The organism is Microbacterium sp. NPDC076895 (genome assembly GCF_040687115.1).
Lineage (GTDB): Bacteria > Actinomycetota > Actinomycetes > Actinomycetales > Microbacteriaceae > Microbacterium.
This window is the reverse complement of sequence record NZ_JBFBMQ010000011.1, coordinates 70,063-88,755: the sequence shown is the minus strand read 5'-3', so window position 1 is coordinate 88,755 and position 18,693 is coordinate 70,063. Positions and strand designations below refer to the sequence as shown.

General features: G+C 66.5%; 17 protein-coding genes and 1 tRNA gene. 16 read left to right on the top strand and 2 right to left on the bottom strand.

What is annotated here, in order from left to right:
- Positions 1–16: 16 nt before the first annotated feature.
- Complete coding sequence (locus AB0O89_RS10870) at positions 17–244, bottom strand: hypothetical protein (protein WP_363497351.1); 228 nt, start codon at positions 242–244, stop codon at positions 17–19.
- 105 nt (positions 245–349) lie between these two features.
- Between AB0O89_RS10870 and AB0O89_RS10865 the strand changes: the two genes are divergently transcribed.
- The 9 genes from AB0O89_RS10865 (at position 350) to serA (ending at position 10,490) form a co-directional block, all read left to right on the top strand.
- Positions 350–1,744: a trehalose-6-phosphate synthase gene (locus tag AB0O89_RS10865; RefSeq protein WP_363497348.1), complete on the top strand. Its 1,395-nt coding sequence runs from the start codon at positions 350–352 to the stop codon at positions 1,742–1,744.
- A gap of 32 nt (positions 1,745–1,776) precedes the next feature.
- Complete coding sequence (otsB, locus tag AB0O89_RS10860) at positions 1,777–2,595, top strand: trehalose-phosphatase (protein ID WP_363497345.1); 819 nt, start codon at positions 1,777–1,779, stop codon at positions 2,593–2,595.
- 9 nt (positions 2,596–2,604) lie between these two features.
- Entirely contained in the window at positions 2,605–4,311 is a 1,707-nt protein-coding gene (ilvD, locus tag AB0O89_RS10855) for a dihydroxy-acid dehydratase (protein WP_363497342.1), read from the top strand.
- A gap of 44 nt (positions 4,312–4,355) precedes the next feature.
- A complete protein-coding gene (locus tag AB0O89_RS10850) occupies positions 4,356–6,158 on the top strand; it encodes an acetolactate synthase large subunit (RefSeq protein ID WP_292712220.1) in 1,803 nt (600 codons plus the stop codon).
- Positions 6,159–6,161: 3 nt separating this feature from the next.
- Positions 6,162–6,671, top strand: coding sequence for an acetolactate synthase small subunit (ilvN, locus tag AB0O89_RS10845; protein ID WP_363497339.1), 510 nt, complete (start codon positions 6,162–6,164; stop codon positions 6,669–6,671).
- An 86-nt stretch (positions 6,672–6,757) separates the two neighbouring features.
- Positions 6,758–7,783, top strand: a complete 1,026-nt coding sequence (gene ilvC, locus AB0O89_RS10840) for a ketol-acid reductoisomerase (RefSeq protein WP_363497336.1) — start codon at positions 6,758–6,760, stop codon at positions 7,781–7,783.
- Between the two features lie 71 nt (positions 7,784–7,854).
- Positions 7,855–8,376, top strand: coding sequence for a DNA polymerase III subunit gamma/tau (locus tag AB0O89_RS10835; protein ID WP_363497333.1), 522 nt, complete (start codon positions 7,855–7,857; stop codon positions 8,374–8,376).
- Entirely contained in the window at positions 8,373–8,750 is a 378-nt protein-coding gene (locus AB0O89_RS10830; RefSeq protein WP_292712226.1) for a bacitracin resistance protein, read from the top strand. The genes AB0O89_RS10835 and AB0O89_RS10830 overlap by 4 nt, the downstream gene beginning before the upstream one ends.
- A 135-nt stretch (positions 8,751–8,885) precedes the next feature.
- Positions 8,886–10,490 carry a phosphoglycerate dehydrogenase gene (gene serA, locus AB0O89_RS10825; protein WP_292712228.1) on the top strand — a complete coding sequence of 535 codons (1,605 nt, stop codon included), beginning with the start codon at positions 8,886–8,888 and terminating at the stop codon, positions 10,488–10,490.
- On the opposite strand, the gene AB0O89_RS10820 is transcribed toward serA, so the two are convergent.
- Positions 10,487–11,035: a helix-turn-helix domain-containing protein gene (locus tag AB0O89_RS10820; protein ID WP_363497328.1), complete on the bottom strand. Its 549-nt coding sequence runs from the start codon at positions 11,033–11,035 to the stop codon at positions 10,487–10,489. The two genes, serA and AB0O89_RS10820, sit on opposite strands and share 4 nt — an antisense overlap.
- A 78-nt stretch (positions 11,036–11,113) precedes the next feature.
- Between AB0O89_RS10820 and AB0O89_RS10815 the strand changes: the two genes are divergently transcribed.
- From AB0O89_RS10815 to AB0O89_RS10785, 7 genes are all read left to right on the top strand, one after another.
- On the top strand, positions 11,114–12,724 hold the full coding sequence (locus AB0O89_RS10815) for an MFS transporter (RefSeq protein ID WP_363497325.1): 1,611 nt from the start codon (positions 11,114–11,116) through the stop codon (positions 12,722–12,724).
- On the top strand, positions 12,687–13,739 hold the full coding sequence (locus AB0O89_RS10810) for a 3-isopropylmalate dehydrogenase (protein ID WP_363497322.1): 1,053 nt from the start codon (positions 12,687–12,689) through the stop codon (positions 13,737–13,739). The genes AB0O89_RS10815 and AB0O89_RS10810 overlap by 38 nt, the downstream gene beginning before the upstream one ends.
- Before the next feature lie 72 nt (positions 13,740–13,811).
- Positions 13,812–14,930 (top strand): branched-chain amino acid aminotransferase, encoded by a 1,119-nt coding sequence (locus AB0O89_RS10805; RefSeq protein ID WP_363497319.1) that lies wholly within the window; start codon positions 13,812–13,814, stop codon positions 14,928–14,930.
- On the top strand, positions 14,927–15,706 hold the full coding sequence (locus AB0O89_RS10800) for a fumarylacetoacetate hydrolase family protein (RefSeq protein WP_363497316.1): 780 nt from the start codon (positions 14,927–14,929) through the stop codon (positions 15,704–15,706). Before AB0O89_RS10805 ends, AB0O89_RS10800 begins: the two co-directional genes overlap by 4 nt.
- The gene (locus AB0O89_RS10795; protein ID WP_363497313.1) at positions 15,703–16,956 is read left to right on the top strand and encodes an MFS transporter; all 1,254 of its coding nucleotides are present in this window, start codon (positions 15,703–15,705) and stop codon (positions 16,954–16,956) included. Before AB0O89_RS10800 ends, AB0O89_RS10795 begins: the two co-directional genes overlap by 4 nt.
- A gap of 52 nt (positions 16,957–17,008) precedes the next feature.
- Positions 17,009–18,529 (top strand): glutamate--tRNA ligase, encoded by a 1,521-nt coding sequence (gene gltX / locus AB0O89_RS10790; protein WP_292712240.1) that lies wholly within the window; start codon positions 17,009–17,011, stop codon positions 18,527–18,529.
- A gap of 84 nt (positions 18,530–18,613) precedes the next feature.
- Positions 18,614–18,688: transfer RNA gene (locus tag AB0O89_RS10785), tRNA-Gln, on the top strand.
- Positions 18,689–18,693: the final 5 nt, after the last annotated feature.

Sequence of the window (18,693 nt, the reverse complement as noted above, 5' to 3'; positions counted from 1 at the left end):
GAGGATCCGTACGCGCTCAGTCTTCGAGGCGCCGCGCAGCGGGGGAGTCGGCGGGGACCGGCTTGCCCTGGTCGATGCGACGCATGTCGATGATCGCCCCGACAGCCAGCGCGACGGTGATGGCCCAGTTGATCCACGCCAGCGCGGTACGCCAGGTGAAGGTTTCCTCCCGGAGTGCGCGAAGGAGCGAGAAGCCCGAGATGACTGCGCCGATGATGCCGGTTCCGAAGAGGTACTTGCCCATGCGACCCACGGTACACATCCGGTCGCCACTGTCCACCCCCGGCGGGCATCCCGGTCAAGCGGCTAGCCTGGGAGTGCCCGCGTCCGCCACCCAGAAGGAGCTCGCGTGTCGCAAGCTGATTTCGTCGTCGTTGCCAACCGCCTGCCTGTGGACCGCGACGACGACGGCGGTTGGCGGCGCTCCCCGGGTGGTTTGGTCACAGCGCTCGAGCCCGTGATGCGCAAGACCGAGGGTGCCTGGGTCGGATGGGCTGGCAAGCCTGGGCTCGACCTGGAACCGTTCAACTTCGACGGCACGCATCTTGTGCCCATCACCCTCAGCGCCGACGAGGTGCAGAACTACTACGAGGGCTTCTCGAACGACACGATCTGGCCGCTGTACCACGATGTGATCGCGGCGCCGCGCTATCGCCGCGTGTGGTGGGATGCCTACGTCGACGTCAACCGGCGATTCGCTGAAGCATCGGCGAAGGCCGCCGCCGAGGGCGCCACCGTGTGGGTTCAGGACTATCAGCTGCAGCTGGTTCCTGCGCTCCTGCGCAAGCTTCGACCCGACCTCACGATCGGCTACTTCCACCACATCCCGTTCCCGGCATACGGCCTGTTCTCGCAGTTGCCCTGGCGGCGTCAGGTGCTCGAGGGACTGATGGGGGCTGACGTCGTCGGCTTCCAGCGGGTGGCGGATGCCGGCAACTTCGCCCGCGCCGTGCGTCGCCAGTTTCACTACACGACCAAGGCCTCGGGCATCACCGTCCCCCTTGACGACGGCAGCACGCGAAACGTTCTCGCCAAGGCGTTCCCGATCTCGATCGACGCCGAGTCGTACATCGAACTCGCCCAGCGTCCCGAGATCCAGGCACGCGCCAAGGAGATCCGCGAGAGCCTCGGCAACCCCAAGACCGTGATGCTCGGCGTCGACCGGCTGGACTACACGAAGGGCATCCGCCACCGCCTGAAGGCGTTCGGCGAGCTTCTCCAAGACGGCAGGCTCAGCGTGGAGGACGCGACTCTCGTCCAAGTCGCGAGCCCGAGCCGCGAACGCGTCGAGGCCTACATTCAGTTGCGCGATGAGATCGAACTCACGGTCGGGCGCATCAATGGCGACTTCGACACGATGGATCACACCGCCATCCGCTACCTGCACCAGGCTTTCCCGCGCGAAGAGATGGTCGCGCTCTACCTCGCCGCCGATGTCATGCTCGTGACGGCGCTGCGCGACGGTATGAACCTGGTCGCCAAGGAGTATGTCGCGAGCCGCATCGACAACCGCGGGGTGCTGCTGTTGAGCGAGTTCGCCGGTGCCGCCGACGAACTGGGGTCGGCAATCCGCATCAACCCGCATGACATCGGTGGCATGAAGGACGCGATCATGCGCGCGATCGAGATGCCCGGTGCTGAGCAGGGGCGACGGATGCGATCATTGCGACGGCGCGTGCTCGAACACGACGTCAGCGACTGGTCCAAGTCCTTCCTGGAAGCGCTCGCCGCCGCGAAGCGCTGAGACACCCCAACGTCCGAACCCGAAAGCCCGAGATGACGACTCCCGACGCCCATCCCGTCTCCGACGCTGTCGCCCCAGAGGTGCGAGAAGCTCTCGCCACTGTCGCGGGTGTCCCGACCCTGCTGGTCGCCCTCGACTTCGACGGCACGCTCTCGCCGCACGTCGAAGACCCCATGACGGCCCGGATGCTGCCCGCGGCGCGCGACGCGGTCACTGCGCTGGCCGCGCTGCCGAACACGGTCGTGGCCCTGGTGTCGGGACGCAGTCTGGTTGACCTGCGGATCATCGCCGAGCACACAGACGACTCGCCGATCACCCTGGCCGCCTCGCACGGTGCCGAGTACTGGTTCCCGGGCGAGGGTGCCGTCGAGCCGGCCGAGGATGACGCGGAGCGGGGCCTGCGCGATCTGCTGCGCGCTCGCGCTGAAGAGATCGCTGCGGACTACGAGGGCGTGTGGATCGAGCCGAAGACCTTCGGGTTCGGCGTCCACACCCGCAATGCCACCGAGGAGGCCGGCGAGAAGGCAGCCGCCGCCGTCGACGAGATGGTCGCCGGCGCAGCTCCCGACTGGCGGCGCCGAACCGGCAAGAAGATCGTGGAGTATGCGTTCCGTCACGAGGGCAAAGACAGCGCCATCGCGAACCTTCGTGAGCGCGTCCATGCCGACGCCGTGCTGTTCGCCGGTGACGACACGACTGATGAGGATGCCTTGCGCAGCCTGCAGCCACAGGATCTCGGCATCCACGTCGGCGATGGTGAGACTGCTGCGCGGGTGAGTGTGCCCAACATCCCTGCGATGGCCGCAACGTTGGCGGAGCTCGCGGAGCAGCGGCGCCACGCGCAGGAATAGACTTCGAGCATGGCCCCGCACGACAGCACCATTGACATCAAACCTCGGAGCCGGGTCGTCACCGACGGCATCGAAGCCACCACCTCCCGCGGAATGCTCCGCGCCGTGGGGATGGGTGACGAGGACTGGGAGAAGCCCCAGATCGGCATCGCCTCGAGCTGGAACGAGATCACCCCCTGCAACCTGAGCCTGGATCGCCTCGCTCAGGGAGCGAAAGAGGGTGTGCACTCCGGTGGCGGCTACCCGCTCCAGTTCGGCACCATCTCCGTCTCCGACGGCATCTCGATGGGCCACGAGGGAATGCACTTCTCTCTCGTGAGCCGTGAGGTCATCGCCGACTCTGTCGAGACTGTCGTCATGGCAGAACGCCTCGATGGCACCGTGCTGCTGGCTGGCTGCGACAAGTCCATCCCCGGGATGCTGATGGCCAGCGCGCGCCTCGACCTTTCGAGCGTCTTCCTCTACGCCGGTTCCATCGCGCCGGGCTGGGTCAAGCTCTCGGACGGCACCGAGAAGGACATCACGATCATCGATTCGTTCGAGGGCGTCGGGGCGTGCCTGTCGGGCCGCATGAGCGAAGCAGACCTCAAGCGCATCGAGTGCGCCTTCGCCCCCGGTGAGGGAGCGTGCGGCGGCATGTACACCGCCAACACGATGGCCTCGGTCGCCGAGGCCCTCGGGCTGAGCCTCCCGGGTTCTGCGGCACCGCCGTCGGCTGACCGCCGCCGCGACGCGTACGCGCATCGCTCGGGCGAGGCTGTCGTCAACCTGCTGAAGCTTGGGATCACGACCCGCGACATCCTGACGAAGGAAGCGTTCGAGAATGCGATCGCCCTCGCGATGGCCCTCGGCGGTTCGACGAATGTCGTGCTGCACCTCCTCGCGATCGCGCGTGAAGCTGACGTCGACCTCGATCTGCACGACTTCAACCGCATCGGCGACAAGGTTCCCCACGTCGCCGACATGAAGCCGTTCGGGCAGTACGTCATGAACGACGTCGACCGCCACGGCGGCATCCCGGTGATCATGAGGGCGATGCTCGATGAGGGGCTGCTGCACGGTGACGCGCTCACCGTGACCGGCAAGACTCTTGCCGAGAACCTCGCTGACTTGAACCCCGACCCGGTGGACGGCACCGTCATCCACGCGTTTGACAACCCCATCCACGAGACAGGCGGCATCACGATCCTGCACGGCACGATGGCCCCCGAGGGAGCCGTCGTGAAGTCCGCAGGCTTCGACGGTGATGTCTTCGAGGGCCCCGCACGGGTTTTCGAGCGCGAGCGCGCCGCGATGGATGCCCTCGAGGCTGGCGAGATCTCTGCGGGCGATGTTGTCGTCATCCGCTACGAGGGGCCTAAGGGTGGTCCCGGTATGCGGGAGATGCTCGCGATCACGGCTGCCATCAAGGGCGCTGGGCTCGGAAAAGATGTACTACTCTTGACAGACGGCAGATTCTCGGGCGGCACAACCGGCCTGTGCATCGGCCACATAGCACCCGAAGCGGTCGACGCAGGTCCGATCGCCTTCGTGCGCGATGGTGATCTGATACGGGTCGATATCGCAGCTCGCTCCCTCGACCTACTCGTCGACGAAGCTGAGCTGAGTTCCCGCCGGCAGGGCTGGGAGCCGCTTCCTCCGCGCTATACCCGTGGCGTTCTCGCCAAGTACACGCGACTCGTGCGTTCGGCATCCGAAGGCGCGACGACGAACTAGGCGTTCTCTCTCGCAACTCTCGACATCCATCGCAAGGAATCATCATGTCTTCCGACATCGCCACGGCCGTGCCCCGGCCCCCCGCTCGCGGCGCTTCGGCGCCTGTGATGACCGGGGCTGAGGCGGTCGTCCGTTCCCTCGATCTGCTGGGTGTGTCCGATGTGTTCGGGCTGCCCGGCGGCGCGATCATGCCCGTCTACGACCCGCTCATGGACGATGAGGCAGTTCGCCACATTCTGGTTCGCCACGAGCAGGGCGCAGGTCACGCCGCCGAAGGATATGCCTCGGCATCCGGCAAGGTCGGTGTCGCCATCGCGACGTCGGGGCCGGGTGCGACCAACCTCGTCACGGCGATCGCGGATGCCTACATGGACTCCGTTCCGCTGCTGTGCATCACGGGCCAGGTCTTCTCGAACCTCATGGGAACCGACGCGTTCCAGGAAGCCGACATCGTCGGAATCACGATGCCGATCACGAAGCACTCGTTCCTCGTGAAGCGCGCCGAAGACATCCCTGGCGCGCTCGCCGCAGCCTACGAGATCGCTTCGACGGGTCGTCCCGGTCCCGTCCTGGTGGACATCACGAAGGACGCCCAACAGGCCGAGGCGCCGTTCGTCTGGCCGCCGCAGATCGATCTGCCGGGGTATCGGCCGGTGACCAAAGCGCACGGCAAGCAGATCCAAGCGGCTGCGCAGTTGATCGCCGAAGCCGAGAAGCCGGTTCTGTACGTCGGCGGCGGCATCATCCGCTCCCGCGCCTCTGAGCAGCTGCTCGCGCTGGCCGAGGCGACCGGTGCGCCGGTTGTCACGACGCTCATGGCTCGGGGTGCGTTCCCCGACTCGCACGAGCAGAACCTCGGCATGCCCGGCATGCACGGCACGGTTCCCGCCGTGCTCGCGCTGCAGGAGTCCGACCTCATCGTGGCTCTCGGCGCCCGATTCGATGACCGTGTGACCGGCAAGGCGTCGCACTTCGCGCCGCACGCGAAGGTCATCCACGTCGACATCGACCCCGCCGAGATCTCGAAGATCCGCGCTGCAGACGTTCCGATCGTGGGTGACCTGCGTGAGGTGCTGGTTGATCTCGAGGCCGCGTTCCGCGCCAACACCGACGCCGGCCGCGCCGACATCACCCAGTGGTGGGCCTACCTCAAGGGCCTGCGCAACGAGTTCCCCCTCGGCTACGCCCCCACAACCGACGGCCTCCTGGCGCCGCAGCAGGTCATCCAGCGGATCGGTGAGCTCACCGGCCCCGAGGCCGTATACGCCGCAGGCGTCGGTCAGCACCAGATGTGGGCTGCCCAGTTCATCAAGTACGAGCGCCCCAACGCCTGGCTGAACTCGGGCGGCGCCGGCACCATGGGCTACGCGGTTCCCGCCGCGATGGGCGCGAAGGTCGCCGAGCCGGATCGTGTCGTGTGGGCGATCGACGGTGACGGATGCTTCCAGATGACCAATCAGGAGCTCGCCACCTGCGTGCTCAACGACATCCCGATCAAGGTCGCGATCATCAACAACTCGTCACTCGGGATGGTGCGTCAGTGGCAGACGCTGTTCTTCAACGGCCGCCACTCCAACACCGACCTGAACACAGGTCACGGCACCGCGCGGGTACCGGACTTCGTCAAGTTGGCTGAGGCGTACGGATGCCTCGCGCTGCGCGTCGAGAAGGAAGACGAGATCGACGACGCGATTCGCACCGCACTGGAGACCAACGATCGCCCCGTCGTCATCGACTTCGTCGTGTCGGCCGACGCCATGGTGTGGCCGATGGTGCCGCAGGGTGTCGGAAACAGTGAGATCCAGTACGCGCGTGAGCACGCCCCGAGCTTCGATCAGGAGGACTGAGCCATGACAAGCCACGTGCTGAGCCTTCTCGTTGAAGACAAGCCCGGCCTGCTGACCCGCGTCGCGGGCCTGTTCGCTCGCCGCGGTTTCAACATCGAATCCCTTGCCGTGGGAGTCACCGAGGTGCCGGGGCTGTCCCGCATCACGGTGGTCGTCGACGTCGAAGGGCTCCCGCTCGAGCAGGTGACCAAGCAGCTGAACAAGCTCGTGAACGTCATCAAGATCGTGGAGCTCGACCCCGCGGCATCCGTGCAGCGCGAGCACATGCTCGTGAAGGTGCGCGCCGACAATGCGACCCGTTCCAGCGTGCTCGAGGTCATCAATCTGTTCCGCGCGTCAGTCGTGGACTACGCTCCCGAGGCGATGGTGGTCGAGATCACCGGCGACAAGGGCAAGGTTGAGGCGTTCCTGCGCGCTATCGAGCCGTTCGGCATCAAGGAGCTCGCCCAGTCGGGCATGCTCGCCATCGGCCGCGGCGGCAAGAGCATCACCGAACGGGTCCTGCGGGGCTGATACGACCACGCCGATCCGCTCCCGGTCGTTGAGCGGGCTCGGCGAGAACAAACGACCACAATCGCACAGTCAAGGAGAGACACCCCATGGCCGAAATGATCTACGACCAGGATGCCGACCTCGCCCTCATCCAGAGCAAGAAGGTCGCCATCGTCGGCTACGGCTCGCAGGGCCACGCACACGCGCAGAACCTGCGCGACTCGGGCGTCGAGGTCGTCATTGCCCTCAAGGACGGCTCGAAGTCCGCGCCGAAGGCACAGGAGGACGGCTTCGAGGTCAAGTCCGTCGCCGACGCGACCGCGTGGGCCGACGTCATCATGATCCTCGCGCCCGACCAGCACCAGCGCGGCATCTACAACAACGAGATCAAGCCGAACCTCGCGCCCGGCAAGACCCTCGCATTCGCGCACGGTTTCAACATCCGCTTCGGCTACATCGAGGCCCCCGAGGGTGTCGACGTCATCCTCATCGCCCCGAAGGCTCCCGGCCACACGGTTCGTCGTGAGTACGTCGCCGGCCGCGGCATCCCCGACATCATTGCTGTCGAGAAGGATGCCTCGGGCAGCGCCTGGGATCTCGCGAAGTCGTACGCGAAGGCCATCGGCGGCACGCGCGCCGGCGTCATCAAGACGACGTTCACGGAAGAGACCGAGACCGACCTCTTCGGCGAGCAGGCAGTTCTCTGCGGTGGCGTTTCGCAGCTGATCCAGTACGGCTTCGAGACCCTCACTGAGGCCGGCTACCAGCCCGAGATCGCCTACTTCGAGGTGCTGCACGAGCTCAAGCTCATCGTCGACCTCATGTGGGAGGGTGGCATCGCCAAGCAGCGCTGGAGCGTTTCGGACACCGCCGAGTACGGCGACTACGTCTCGGGCCCGCGCGTCATCGACCCGCACGTCAAGGAGAACATGGCGGCTGTTCTCGCCGACATCCGTTCTGGTGCGTTCGCCGAGCGGTTCATCACCGACCAGGACAACGGCGCCGTTGAATTCCTTGAGCTGCGCGAGAAGGCCGCGAAGCACCCCATCGAGGCCGTCGGCAAGGACCTGCGTTCGCTCTTCTCGTGGAAGCAGCAGGACAAGGACTACGTGGAGGGCTCGGCCGCGCGCTGATCTCATCCCCTTCCGCCGAACCCACACGTCCTTCCGGGGCGTGTGGGTTCGGTCGTCGGTAGGCTGAACTCGTGAGCACCGACCGCGACGACGACGCCCTCTCGTGGGGGGATGACGACCCGACGCTCGATGCGGGCCCCACGTTGCCCCCGGGCTACGTGGCCGTCGGCAAGGGGAGCGAGGCGATCGCGCCGAAGCCCGGGGCAGCTGCTGATGGTGGTGTCGCCTCGGAAGCTGATGCTCTGCCTGCGCAGAGTGACCCGGGCGGTGCGGACAGTGACACTGCGCCGGCTGCGGGACTGAGCAACGCGGCGCTCATCATCCTCGGCGTCTTCGGCGGTGTCTACGCCCTCGAGAGCATCGGGTGGATCATCGGCGGCCTGCGGCTGCAGCAGTACGCGGAGTTCCTCGTTGCGCCGCTGGCCTATCAGGTGAGCCTGTGGCTGGCGGTGCTGACGCCGCTGATATGGTTCGTAACCGTCTTGGTCCTCACGCGGCGCGCGCGAACGTGGCTCCGGGTGCTCCTTCTACTGGCAGGAGCCCTCCTGCTGCTGCCGTGGCCATTCATCTTGGTGGGGGCGATCGGACAATGAGCGAGAACACCAACCCGGTCACCGGCACGGAGGCCCCGGTATCCGTGCCGCCGCGCCGCGCCGCACTTCCGGTCTGGCTGATCGCGACGATCGCGGGCTTCTTCGGTCTCTTCTACGCGTACGCGGTGTGGAATGCTTTAGCCTTCCTCATATCCCAGGCATCAGGCCTTAGCGGCGGCGGTTGGGCTTTGGTGCTTGCCGCAGTGGTCTTCCCCTTCGTTGTCTTCGCCATGGCCTTCGCGATCGGGTGGAAGCGCCGCGCTGGGGCTTTTTCCTTGGTCATGCTGACGGGGCTCGGCTTGGTCGCGGTGTTCTGGTTCAACGTCCTTGCCTATGTGACGGTTGACTTCGTCCGCGCAGTTCTAGCTTCCTAAGCCCCGTCATCTGGTCGGGACGACGGGCGCGCCCACGATAGGCTGGCGGCGGCCCGTCGTCATGGCGTGCGGCGCGGCATCCCCGTCATCCTGTGCACGGTTCATGCGTGCGCGTCTGCTCCGAAGGATCCACCCGTGTCCAAACCGGTCGTGCTGATCGCCGAAGAACTGTCCCCCGCCACGATCGAGGCCCTCGGCCCGGACTTTGATGTCCGCAACGTCGACGGCACTGACCGGCCCGCGCTGCTCGCGGCTCTTGCCGAGGCTGACGCGGTTCTCATCCGCTCGGCGACGAAGATGGATGCCGAAGCCATCGCGTCGTCGCAGAAGCTTCGAGTGATCGCTCGCGCCGGCGTCGGACTCGACAATGTCGACATCAAGGCGGCCACTGCTGCCGGCGTCATGGTCGTGAACGCGCCGACCTCCAACGTCATCTCGGCCGCGGAGCTCACGGTCGGACACATCCTGAGTCTTGCCCGCCACATCCCCGCCGCCCACGCCTCGCTCGCGCAGGGCCAGTGGAAGCGCAGCTCGTTCACGGGTGCGGAGCTCTACGAGAAGACCGTCGGCATCCTGGGCCTCGGTCGCATCGGTGCTCTTGTTGCCGAGCGGTTGCGAGCCTTTGGTGTGCGCCTGGTCGGCTACGACCCCTACGTGACCCCTGCCCGGGCCCAGCAGCTGGGTGTCGAGCTTCTCAGCATCGACGACGTCGTTCGCGAGAGCGACTTCCTCACGGTGCACATGCCGAAGACTCCCGAGACGACCGGCATGATCAGCACCGAACAGCTCGCTGCGATGAAGCCCACGGCCTACGTCATCAACGTCGCCCGCGGCGGCCTGTTCGACGAAGAGGCGCTGTTGGAAGCTCTCACCACCGGACAGATCGCCGGAGCCGGGCTCGACGTCTTCACCGCTGAGCCGCCGAAGCCGGACTCGGCGGCGGCGAAGCTCGTTGCTCTTCCCAACGTCGTCGGAACGCCGCACCTCGGTGCCTCCACCGACGAGGCGCAGGAGAAGGCCGGCGTTTCGGTTGCGAAATCGGTCAAACTTGCGCTCGAGGGCGACCTGGTTCCGGATGCCGTCAACGTCGCCGGGGGCGTGATCGACCCATTCGTGCGGCCCGGTATAGGGCTGGTCGAAATGCTCGGACAGTACTTCACGGGCCTGACGCACAGTGCGCTCACCTCGCTGGATATCGAAGTCCGCGGGGAACTCGCCGCGTTCGATGTCAGCGTTTATCGGCTCGCGGCGCTCAAGGGCATCTTCACGAACATCGTCAGCGAGAACGTGTCGTACGTGAATGCGCCCCTGTTCGCTGAGCAGCGCGGCATCGAGACCCGCATGATCGTCGAGGCCGACAGCCCCCAGTACCGGAACCTCACGGTGCTGCGCGGCACCATGTCAGACGGCACGACGCTGAGCGTTGCGGGAACGCTCGCCGGCACGCGCATGGTCCCGAAGATCGTCGCTATCAACGGCTACGACATCGAGGTGCCGATCGCCGGCCACCACGTCGTGATGCGCTATCAGGACCGCCCGGGCATCGTCGCGATCTATGCGAAGACGCTCGGTGACGCGGGAATCAACATCGAAGGGCTGCAGGTTGCGCACCCGGATGCCTCCGGCCACGCACTCTCGGTGCTGACGGTGGACGCCGCGGTGCCGGACGAGCTGCTCGACCAGATGCGTCAGGCCGTCGGTGCTGACCTGTTCTGCCAGATCGAGATCGTCGAACCCTAGCGCGGAGCGGTTGCCTGCGCGATGAGCTGAACCAAGGCATCCATCTCGGCATCGCGGGGGACTGGCGTTGCCAGCCCGTCGTGCTGGAGTGCGTTGTTGTAGTAGACGCCGTCACTGATGAGCATGACGAGGTCGAGCGCGGTCTTGTCGGCGACGTGCGGGCGAAGCGTCTCGGCCCACCGCTCTCGCACCGAGCGCAGCGCGTCGCTCGCGGCGCTGCGCCCGGCCTGCGCGAGGCGTGAAACCGCGAGGATCGCGCGGTCGAGGGCCGTGCCGTCCATCGCCGAGGTCCGTACGTAGTACGCAACCGGTCCTTCTTCGGCGGAGGTCATGCGGGCCAGATCGTCGTCGACGCGCTCCTCGAGCCGTGCGAGCAACGCCGCTTCGAGCGCCTCCTTCGAGGCGAAGTGGTAGAGAAGGCCGCCCTTGGAGACTCCGGCGGCTCGGGCGATGGCGTCCATTGTGGCGGCGCGCTCACCCTCGGCGATGAGGAGAGCCTCGAACGCGTCGAGCACCTTCTCGCGGGCGTGCGGGGGACGACTCATGCGCTCAAGGCTAGCCAGGTCGACCCCATGTCTGTTACTATACCAGCCAGACGGTATAGAAATTCTGACGGTGACACCATGACAACCCTGACCGAAGACATCCGCATCGCCGAGAGCGAAGGGCGGCCGGTGACCTGGCGCGGCTGGGCCGCACTGGTGGTGCTGATGCTGCCCGTGCTGTTGATCTCGGTCGACAACACGGTGCTGAGCTTCGCGCTGCCCGAGATCGCGCTCGCGCTCGCGCCGACAGCCGCGCAGCAGCTCTGGATCATCGACGCCTACCCGCTCGTTCTGGCAGGCCTGCTGGTCACGATGGGAACTCTTGGCGACCGGTTCGGTCGGCGACGGATGCTGCTGATCGGCGCCACTGGATTCGCTACCGTGTCGGCGCTATCGGCCTTTGCGCCCTCGGCCGAATGGCTGATCGCGGGGCGTGCCGCCATGGGTCTGTTCGGTGCCATGATCATGCCCTCGACGCTTGCGCTGCTGCGCAGTATCTTCACCCTCCGCGCGCAGCGACGCCTCGCGATAGCCATTTGGGCCTCGATGTTCTCGGCAGGGGCGGCGCTCGGCCCGATCGTCGGGGGAGTGCTGCTGGAACACTTCTCGTGGGGATCCGTGTTCCTCATGGCGGTTCCCGTGCTCGTCCCGCTGCTGGTGTTCGCGCCGCTGCTCGTGCCCGAAAGCCGCAACCCGGATGCCGGACGCGTCGACGCCGTCAGCATTGTGCTGTCCATGGCGATGATGGTGCCGATCGTGTGGGCCATCAAGGAGTTCGCGGTGGATGGGTACTCAGCCACTGTGGCCGTTGCCGCAATCGCGGGGGTGGGGTTCGGCGTCATGTTCGTGCGGCGACAGCTGCACGCCCGCTCACCGATGCTGGATATGCGGCTGTTCACGCGGGGGAGCTTCAGCGGCGCCCTGCTCGTGAACCTGTTGAGCGTCATCTCGCTCGTTGGCTTCATGTTCTTCATCGCGCAGCATCTGCAACTGATCGTCGGGCTCTCCCCGGTTCAGGCGGGCTTTGCGCTGGTGCCCTCGCTGGCCTCGGTCATCCTTGCAGGGCTGCTTGTCGTGCCTATCGCGTCCCGGATTCCGCCCCGTGTCGTGGTGCCCGCGGCGCTCATGTTCTCGATGAGCGGCTACCTTCTCGTGGCTGTGACGGCCGGTGGCGGCAACCTCGGTTGGCTCCTGCTCGCAAGTGTGCTGCTGGGCATCGGAATCGGTGCCGCCGAGACCGTCTCGAACGAGCTCGTCCTGGCGAGCGCTCCGCCGAGCAAGGCGGGGGCCGCAAGCGCCGTGTCTGAGACGGCGTACGAGTTGGGTGCTGTGCTCGGAACTGCTGTGCTCGGCGGCATCCTCACCGCCTCGTACCGGTCGGGCATCGCGATCCCCGCGGGAGTGCCCACCGACCTCGCGGCGCAGGCGCGGGAAACGCTCGGAGGTGCGTATGTCGCGGCAGGCGAGCTCGCCGCACCGATCGCTGACGCGCTGCGTGCCGCCGCGGCTACGGCCTTCGACTCCGGTGTTGCGGTCACTGCCGCCGTCGGGGCCGGTCTCATGGTCCTGGCCGCCGTGATCGCGGCCACTACGCTGGGATCGGCGCCGTCATCTGTGAGTCAGGCGGCACGATCCGAGAACGAGGAGAACAATGTCGCGCGAGGTGAAGCTAGCCGTCATCCCCGGTGATGGCATCGGTGTCGAGGTGGTCGCCGAGGCCATGAAGGTTCTCGATGCGGTGACCGCAGGCAGCGACATCCGTTTCACGAAGACCCCCTTCTCGCTGGGCGCCGCGCGCTACCTCGAGACCGGTGACACGCTGACGGATGCCGACCTCGACGCGATCAAGGAGCATGACGCGATCGTCCTCGGAGCTGTCGGCGGTGTTCCCGGCGACCCGCGCCTGAAGGATGCCAACATCGAGCGCGGGCTGCTGCTGAAGCTTCGTTTCGAGCTCGACCACTACGTCAACCTGCGGCCCTCGAAGCTTTACCCCGGCGCTCCCGGCCCGCTCGCGAACCCCGGTGAGATCGACTTCGTCGTCGTCCGCGAAGGCACGGAGGGACCCTACGTCGGCAACGGCGGCGCGATCCGCACGGGCACCCCGCACGAGGTAGCCAACGAGACATCCGTCAACACGGCGTTCGGTGTCGAGCGGGTCGTCAGGTACGCGTTCGCGCTGGCTGAGCGTCGCCGCAAGAAGCTGACACTCGTGCACAAGACCAACGTGCTCGTCCACGCCGGCGGAATCTGGCAGAGAATCGTGCGCGAGGTGGCAGAAGAGCACCCCGAGGTCGCCGTAGACTATCTGCACGTCGATGCGGCAACCATCTTCCTGGTCACAAACCCTGACCGCTTCGACGTGATCGTCACCGACAACCTCTTCGGCGACATCCTCACCGATTTGGCCGGCGCCGTCACCGGAGGCATCGGCCTCGCCGCTTCGGGGAACATCAACCCCGACGGCGCGTTCCCCTCGATGTTCGAGCCCGTCCACGGATCGGCGCCCGATATCGCGGGTCAGCAGAAGGCCGACCCCACCGCTGCGATTCTGTCCATCGCGATGCTGCTCGATCACCTCGGGCTGCACGACGATTCCGCCCGCGTCACCCGCGCAGTGGAGGAGGACATCGCTTCCCGGGGCGAGGCCGCTCGCACAACAGCGCAGATTGGTGACGCGATCGTCGCCCGCCTGCAGGCGTAGCCTGGAACCACTCGGCTCCTTGCCGCGCCGGACGGACCCGCCACCGCCGCGCACGAACGACTGGATTTCGACATGACACTTCTTGACACCGACCCCGACGCCGGCCTTGCACCCCTGCAGTTCCAGGTGATGCGGAACCTGCAGGCCAAGACGGATGCCGAGCGTGAGGCGGTTCTCGCCAACCCCGGCTTCGGTCAGCACTTCACCGACCACATGGTCGACATTTGCTGGTCGGTCGGCGGCGGGTGGCACCGCCCGCAGGTGAAGCCCTACGGTCCGCTTTCGCTCGACCCGGCGGCGGCAGTTCTGCACTACGCGCAAGAGGTCTTCGAGGGCATCAAGGCCTACCGTCACGCCGACGGTTCGGTCCACACCTTCCGTCCTGACCAGAACGGACGCAGGCTGCAGCGCTCGGCGCGGCGGCTGGCCCTTCCCGAGCTGCCGGTGTCGTACTTCATCCAGTCGCTCGAGGAGCTCATCGCGGTCGACGGCGCCTGGGTACCCTCGGGTGAGAACCAGAGCCTCTACCTGCGTCCGTTCATGTTCGCCAAAGAGGCCTTCCTCGGTGTGCGTCCTGCCAACAAGGTCGGCTACTACGTCATCGCCAGCCCCGCGGGTGCCTACTTCAAGGGTGGCGTCACCCCCGTATCGATCTGGCTGAGCGAGGACTACTCGCGCGCCGGCAAGGGAGGCACCGGGGCTGCCAAGACCGGCGGCAACTACGCGTCGAGCCTGCTTCCCCAGTCAGAGGCCTACGAGAACGAGTGCGACCAGGTGGTCTTCCTCGATCAGGACGGCAACGTCGAAGAACTCGGCGGAATGAACATCGTGTTCGTCTTCAAGGACGGCACCGTCGTGACGCCGCAGTCGGACTCGATCCTCGAGGGAGTCACCCGCGACTCGATCCTGCAGCTGGCAGCCGACCGCGGTCTTCACGTGCAGGGTCGCAACATCACGCTGCGCGAGTGGCGCGAGGGTGTGGCATCCGGTGACATTGTCGAGGTCTTCGCATGCGGCACCGCCGCCGTTGTGACTCCGATTGGTGTGCTCAAGGGACGCGATTTCGTCGACCAGCAGCCCGTCGGCTCACTCGCGCTCGAGCTGCGACAGGAACTCACCGACATCCAGTACGGCCACGCCGAAGACCGCCACGGCTGGATGCACCGCCTCGACGCCCCCGCCCAGGCATGAGAATCGCGCGGTTCCGGCACGAGGACGCGATCGCCTACGGCATCCTCGACGAGGGCGAACTCGTGGTGCTCGCGGGCGACCCGATGTTCGCCGGCTACGAGACGACGGGGGAGCGCGTGCCGGTCGGTGAGGTGACGCTGCTCGCCCCGGTCATTCCCCGCTCGAAGGTCGTGTGCGTCGGCAAGAACTACCTCGATCACGCCGCGGAGATGGGAAGCGACGCTCCTGGCGAGCCGCTGCTGTTCCTGAAGCCCAACACGGCGGTCATCGGGCCAGACGAACCGATTGTGCGCCCGTGGCAGTCGGAGCGCACCGACTACGAGGGTGAACTCGCCGTTGTCATCGGCCGCATCGCGAAGAACGTGACGGCGGATGCTGCGCTGGACTACGTTTTCGGTTACACGATCGGCAACGACGTGACGGCGCGGGATCTGCAGCGCTCGGATGGCCAGTGGTCGCGTGCGAAGGGGTTCGACACGTTCTGCCCGCTCGGCCCCGTCATCGAGACGGAGTTCGACCTCGCGGGCGGCGCAAAGCTGACAACGCGCGTCAACGGCGAGGTCCGTCAACGCGGGGCGATCAGCGACATGATCCATTCGGTGCCAGCGATCATCGAGTACGTGTCGGCGGCGTTCACGCTGCTGCCGGGCGATGTGATCCTCACCGGAACCCCGGCGGGCGTTGGCCCCTTCGTGGCTGGGGATGTCGTCGAGGTCGAGATCGACGGGCTCGGCATCCTGCGCAACACTGCGCGGGATGCGGAGCCGCGTCAGTGACACTCTCTGAGGACTGGGTCGACGACCATCACGAGGCGAGTGAGCTCGCCGGCATCCAGCGGCGCACCGTCTGGGTTCTCTCGGCTGGTCAGGTGCTCGGTGGGCTCGGGTTCGGCGCGACAGTCTCCCTCGGCGCTGTGCTTGCGGCAGACATCGCCGGTGACGAGTCCCTCTCGGGACTGGCCGCTGCGGGTGTCACCCTCGGCACCGCCGCGCTGGCCGTGCCGCTGGCTGCGCTCGCGCGTCGGCGCGGCCGACGAATCTCGCTGGCGTCGGGAATGGCCATCGCGCTCGTGGGTGTGTCGCTGGTCGTGGTCGCGGCGGCGTTGCGGTCGTTTCCGCTGCTTCTGCTGGCCTTCGGGCTCGTCGGGGCCGGGCAGACCGCGAACCTGCAGTCCCGATTTGCTGCCGCTGATCTCGCGACGGATGCCACGCGTGGCCGCGACCTCTCGATCGTCGTGTGGGCGACAACCATCGGTGCCGTTCTCGGACCGAATCTCGTACAGCCGGGGCAGGCGATCGGCGATGCCCTGGGGATGCCGCCCCTGACGGGACCGTACGTCTTCACGATCGCGGCACAGGCGCTGAGCATCGTCGTGTACCTGTTCGCGCTGCGACCGGATCCGCTCCTGGTTGCCCAGGCGGTGGCGCAGCGCCGCCGCGATCGTGTGGTCGAGCAGATCGTCAAGCCCGATCGGCCGGTCTCTGCTCGCTACGCGATCTTCGCGAACGCCGCAGCGCACGGCGTCATGGTCTCGATCATGGCGATGACACCCGTGCACATGCTGCATCACGGGGCGAGTCTGACCATCATCGGTCTGACGATCAGTCTGCATATCGCCGGGATGTACGCGCTCTCGCCCGTCTTCGGCATCCTGGCCGACCGTGTGGGCCGAATTCCCACGATCATGGTCGGTCAGGCGCTGCTCGCGGCATCCCTTGTCACGGTCTTCTTCGGCGCCGAGTCCAACACGGCGGTCACCGTCGCGCTCATTCTGCTCGGCCTGGGCTGGAGTGCCGCCACCGTTGCTGGATCAGCGCTACTGACCGAATCGTCGTCGGAGGAGCGCCGCACGACACGGCAGGGGCGCAACGACCTCTCGATGAGTCTCGTGGGCGCTATTGGTGCGATCACGTCAGGCGTCGTCCTCGGCTGGATCGGGTTCACGGGGCTTGCGCTGGTCGTTGGTGTAGCCGTGATCGCGACGGTGCTTCTCGCGCCGTACGGTCGCATCCGTCAGGTGGCGTAGTCGTCCCGACCCCCGCGTTGTGGCGTCCGCGTCGCAACTAGACTCGGTATCTATGCCCGGAACGCCGCATCCCGCCACCACGACCGCCACCGGATCCGACGTTCGGGTCCGCTTCTGCCCGTCACCGACGGGTCTGCCTCACGTCGGGCTGATGCGCACCGTGCTGTTCAACTGGGCCTACGCGCGGCACAACGGCGGCAAGCTCGTCTTCCGCATCGAAGACACGGATGCCGCCCGCGACTCCGAGGAGAGCTACCACCAGCTGCTCGATGCGCTGCGGTGGCTCAAGATCGACTGGGACGAGGGTGTGGAGGTCGGCGGTCCGCACGCGCCGTACCGACAGTCGCAGCGCCACGAGATCTACCGAGGCGTGCTCGAGAAGCTCATCGATGCCGGTGTCGTGTACGAGAGCTACTCGACTGCCGAAGAGATCGATGCCCGAAACGAGGCCGCGGGGCGCGCGAAGCAGCTCGGCTACGACAACTACGACCGCGACCTTACGGATGAGCAGAAGGCAGCGTTCCGTGCCGAGGGTCGCGAGCCCGCCTGGCGCCTGCGGGTACCCGACCACGACCTCACCTACGTGGATCTGATCCGCGGCGAGGTGACCTTCCCGGCGGGATCCTTCCCCGACTTCGTCATCGTGCGCGCCGGCGGAGTTCCGCTGTACACGTTCGTGAACCCGGTCGATGACGCTCTCATGGGCATCACTCACGTCATCCGCGGGGAAGACCTCATGCCGTCCACGGCGCGCCAGCTCGCGCTCTATGACGCGCTCGTGACCGCCGGTGTCACCGAATTCGTGCCACGCTTCGGCCACATGCCGCTCGTGCTGGGGGAGGAGGGCAACAAGAAGCTCTCCAAGCGTGACCCGAAGGCCGACCTCTTCTTGCAGCGCGAGAAGGGTTTCATCCACGAGGGGCTGCTGAACTACCTCGCTCTGCTGGGCTGGTCGATCGCTCCCGACCGCGATGTCTTCTCGCTCGATGAGCTCGTGGCTGCGTTCGACATCGCCGACGTGAACCCGAACCCGGCCCGCTTCGACCAGAAGAAGGCGGAGTCGATCAACGGCGACCACATCCGGATGCTGGGGGCCGAGGATTTCGCTTCCCGTCTCGTTCCGTACCTGGTCGCCGCCGGGGTCGTGTCGGATCCGATGACTGACGCACAGGCGCAGATGCTCGCTGCATCCGCCCCGCTCGTGCAGGAGCGGATGCAGCTGCTCGGTGACGCCCCCGGCCTCCTCGGCTTCTTGTTCACGGACACCGTCGCCTACGAGGACGATGCACTGACGTCTCTGCCCGCGAACGCCGGCGAGGTCCTCGTCGCCGGTGTGGGCGCGATCGAGCTGATTCCGGAGGCGGAGTTCACCGCCGCCGCGATTCAGGAGGCTCTCGCCGCGGCGCTCATCGAGGTGCTCGGCCTCAAGCCGCGCGTCGCCTACGGGCCGCTGCGGGTAGCGCTCAGTGGCCGCCGCGTCTCACCGCCGCTGTTCGAGTCCATGGAGCTTCTGGGCAAGGATGCGTCGGTTCGCCGCTTTGGAGCGCTGGTCGATCACCTCGCCGCAAACTGAGACGCGCCGCTGTCGGGTCTGGTTTGGCGGGGCGTTTCGCGTCGTCTAGACTTGACCCTTGGCGCCCGTTCCGGCGGGAACCCTTGGGGTATGGTGTAATTGGCAACACGGCTGATTCTGGTTCAGTTGTTCTTGGTTCGAGTCCAGGTACCCCAGCCAACAGA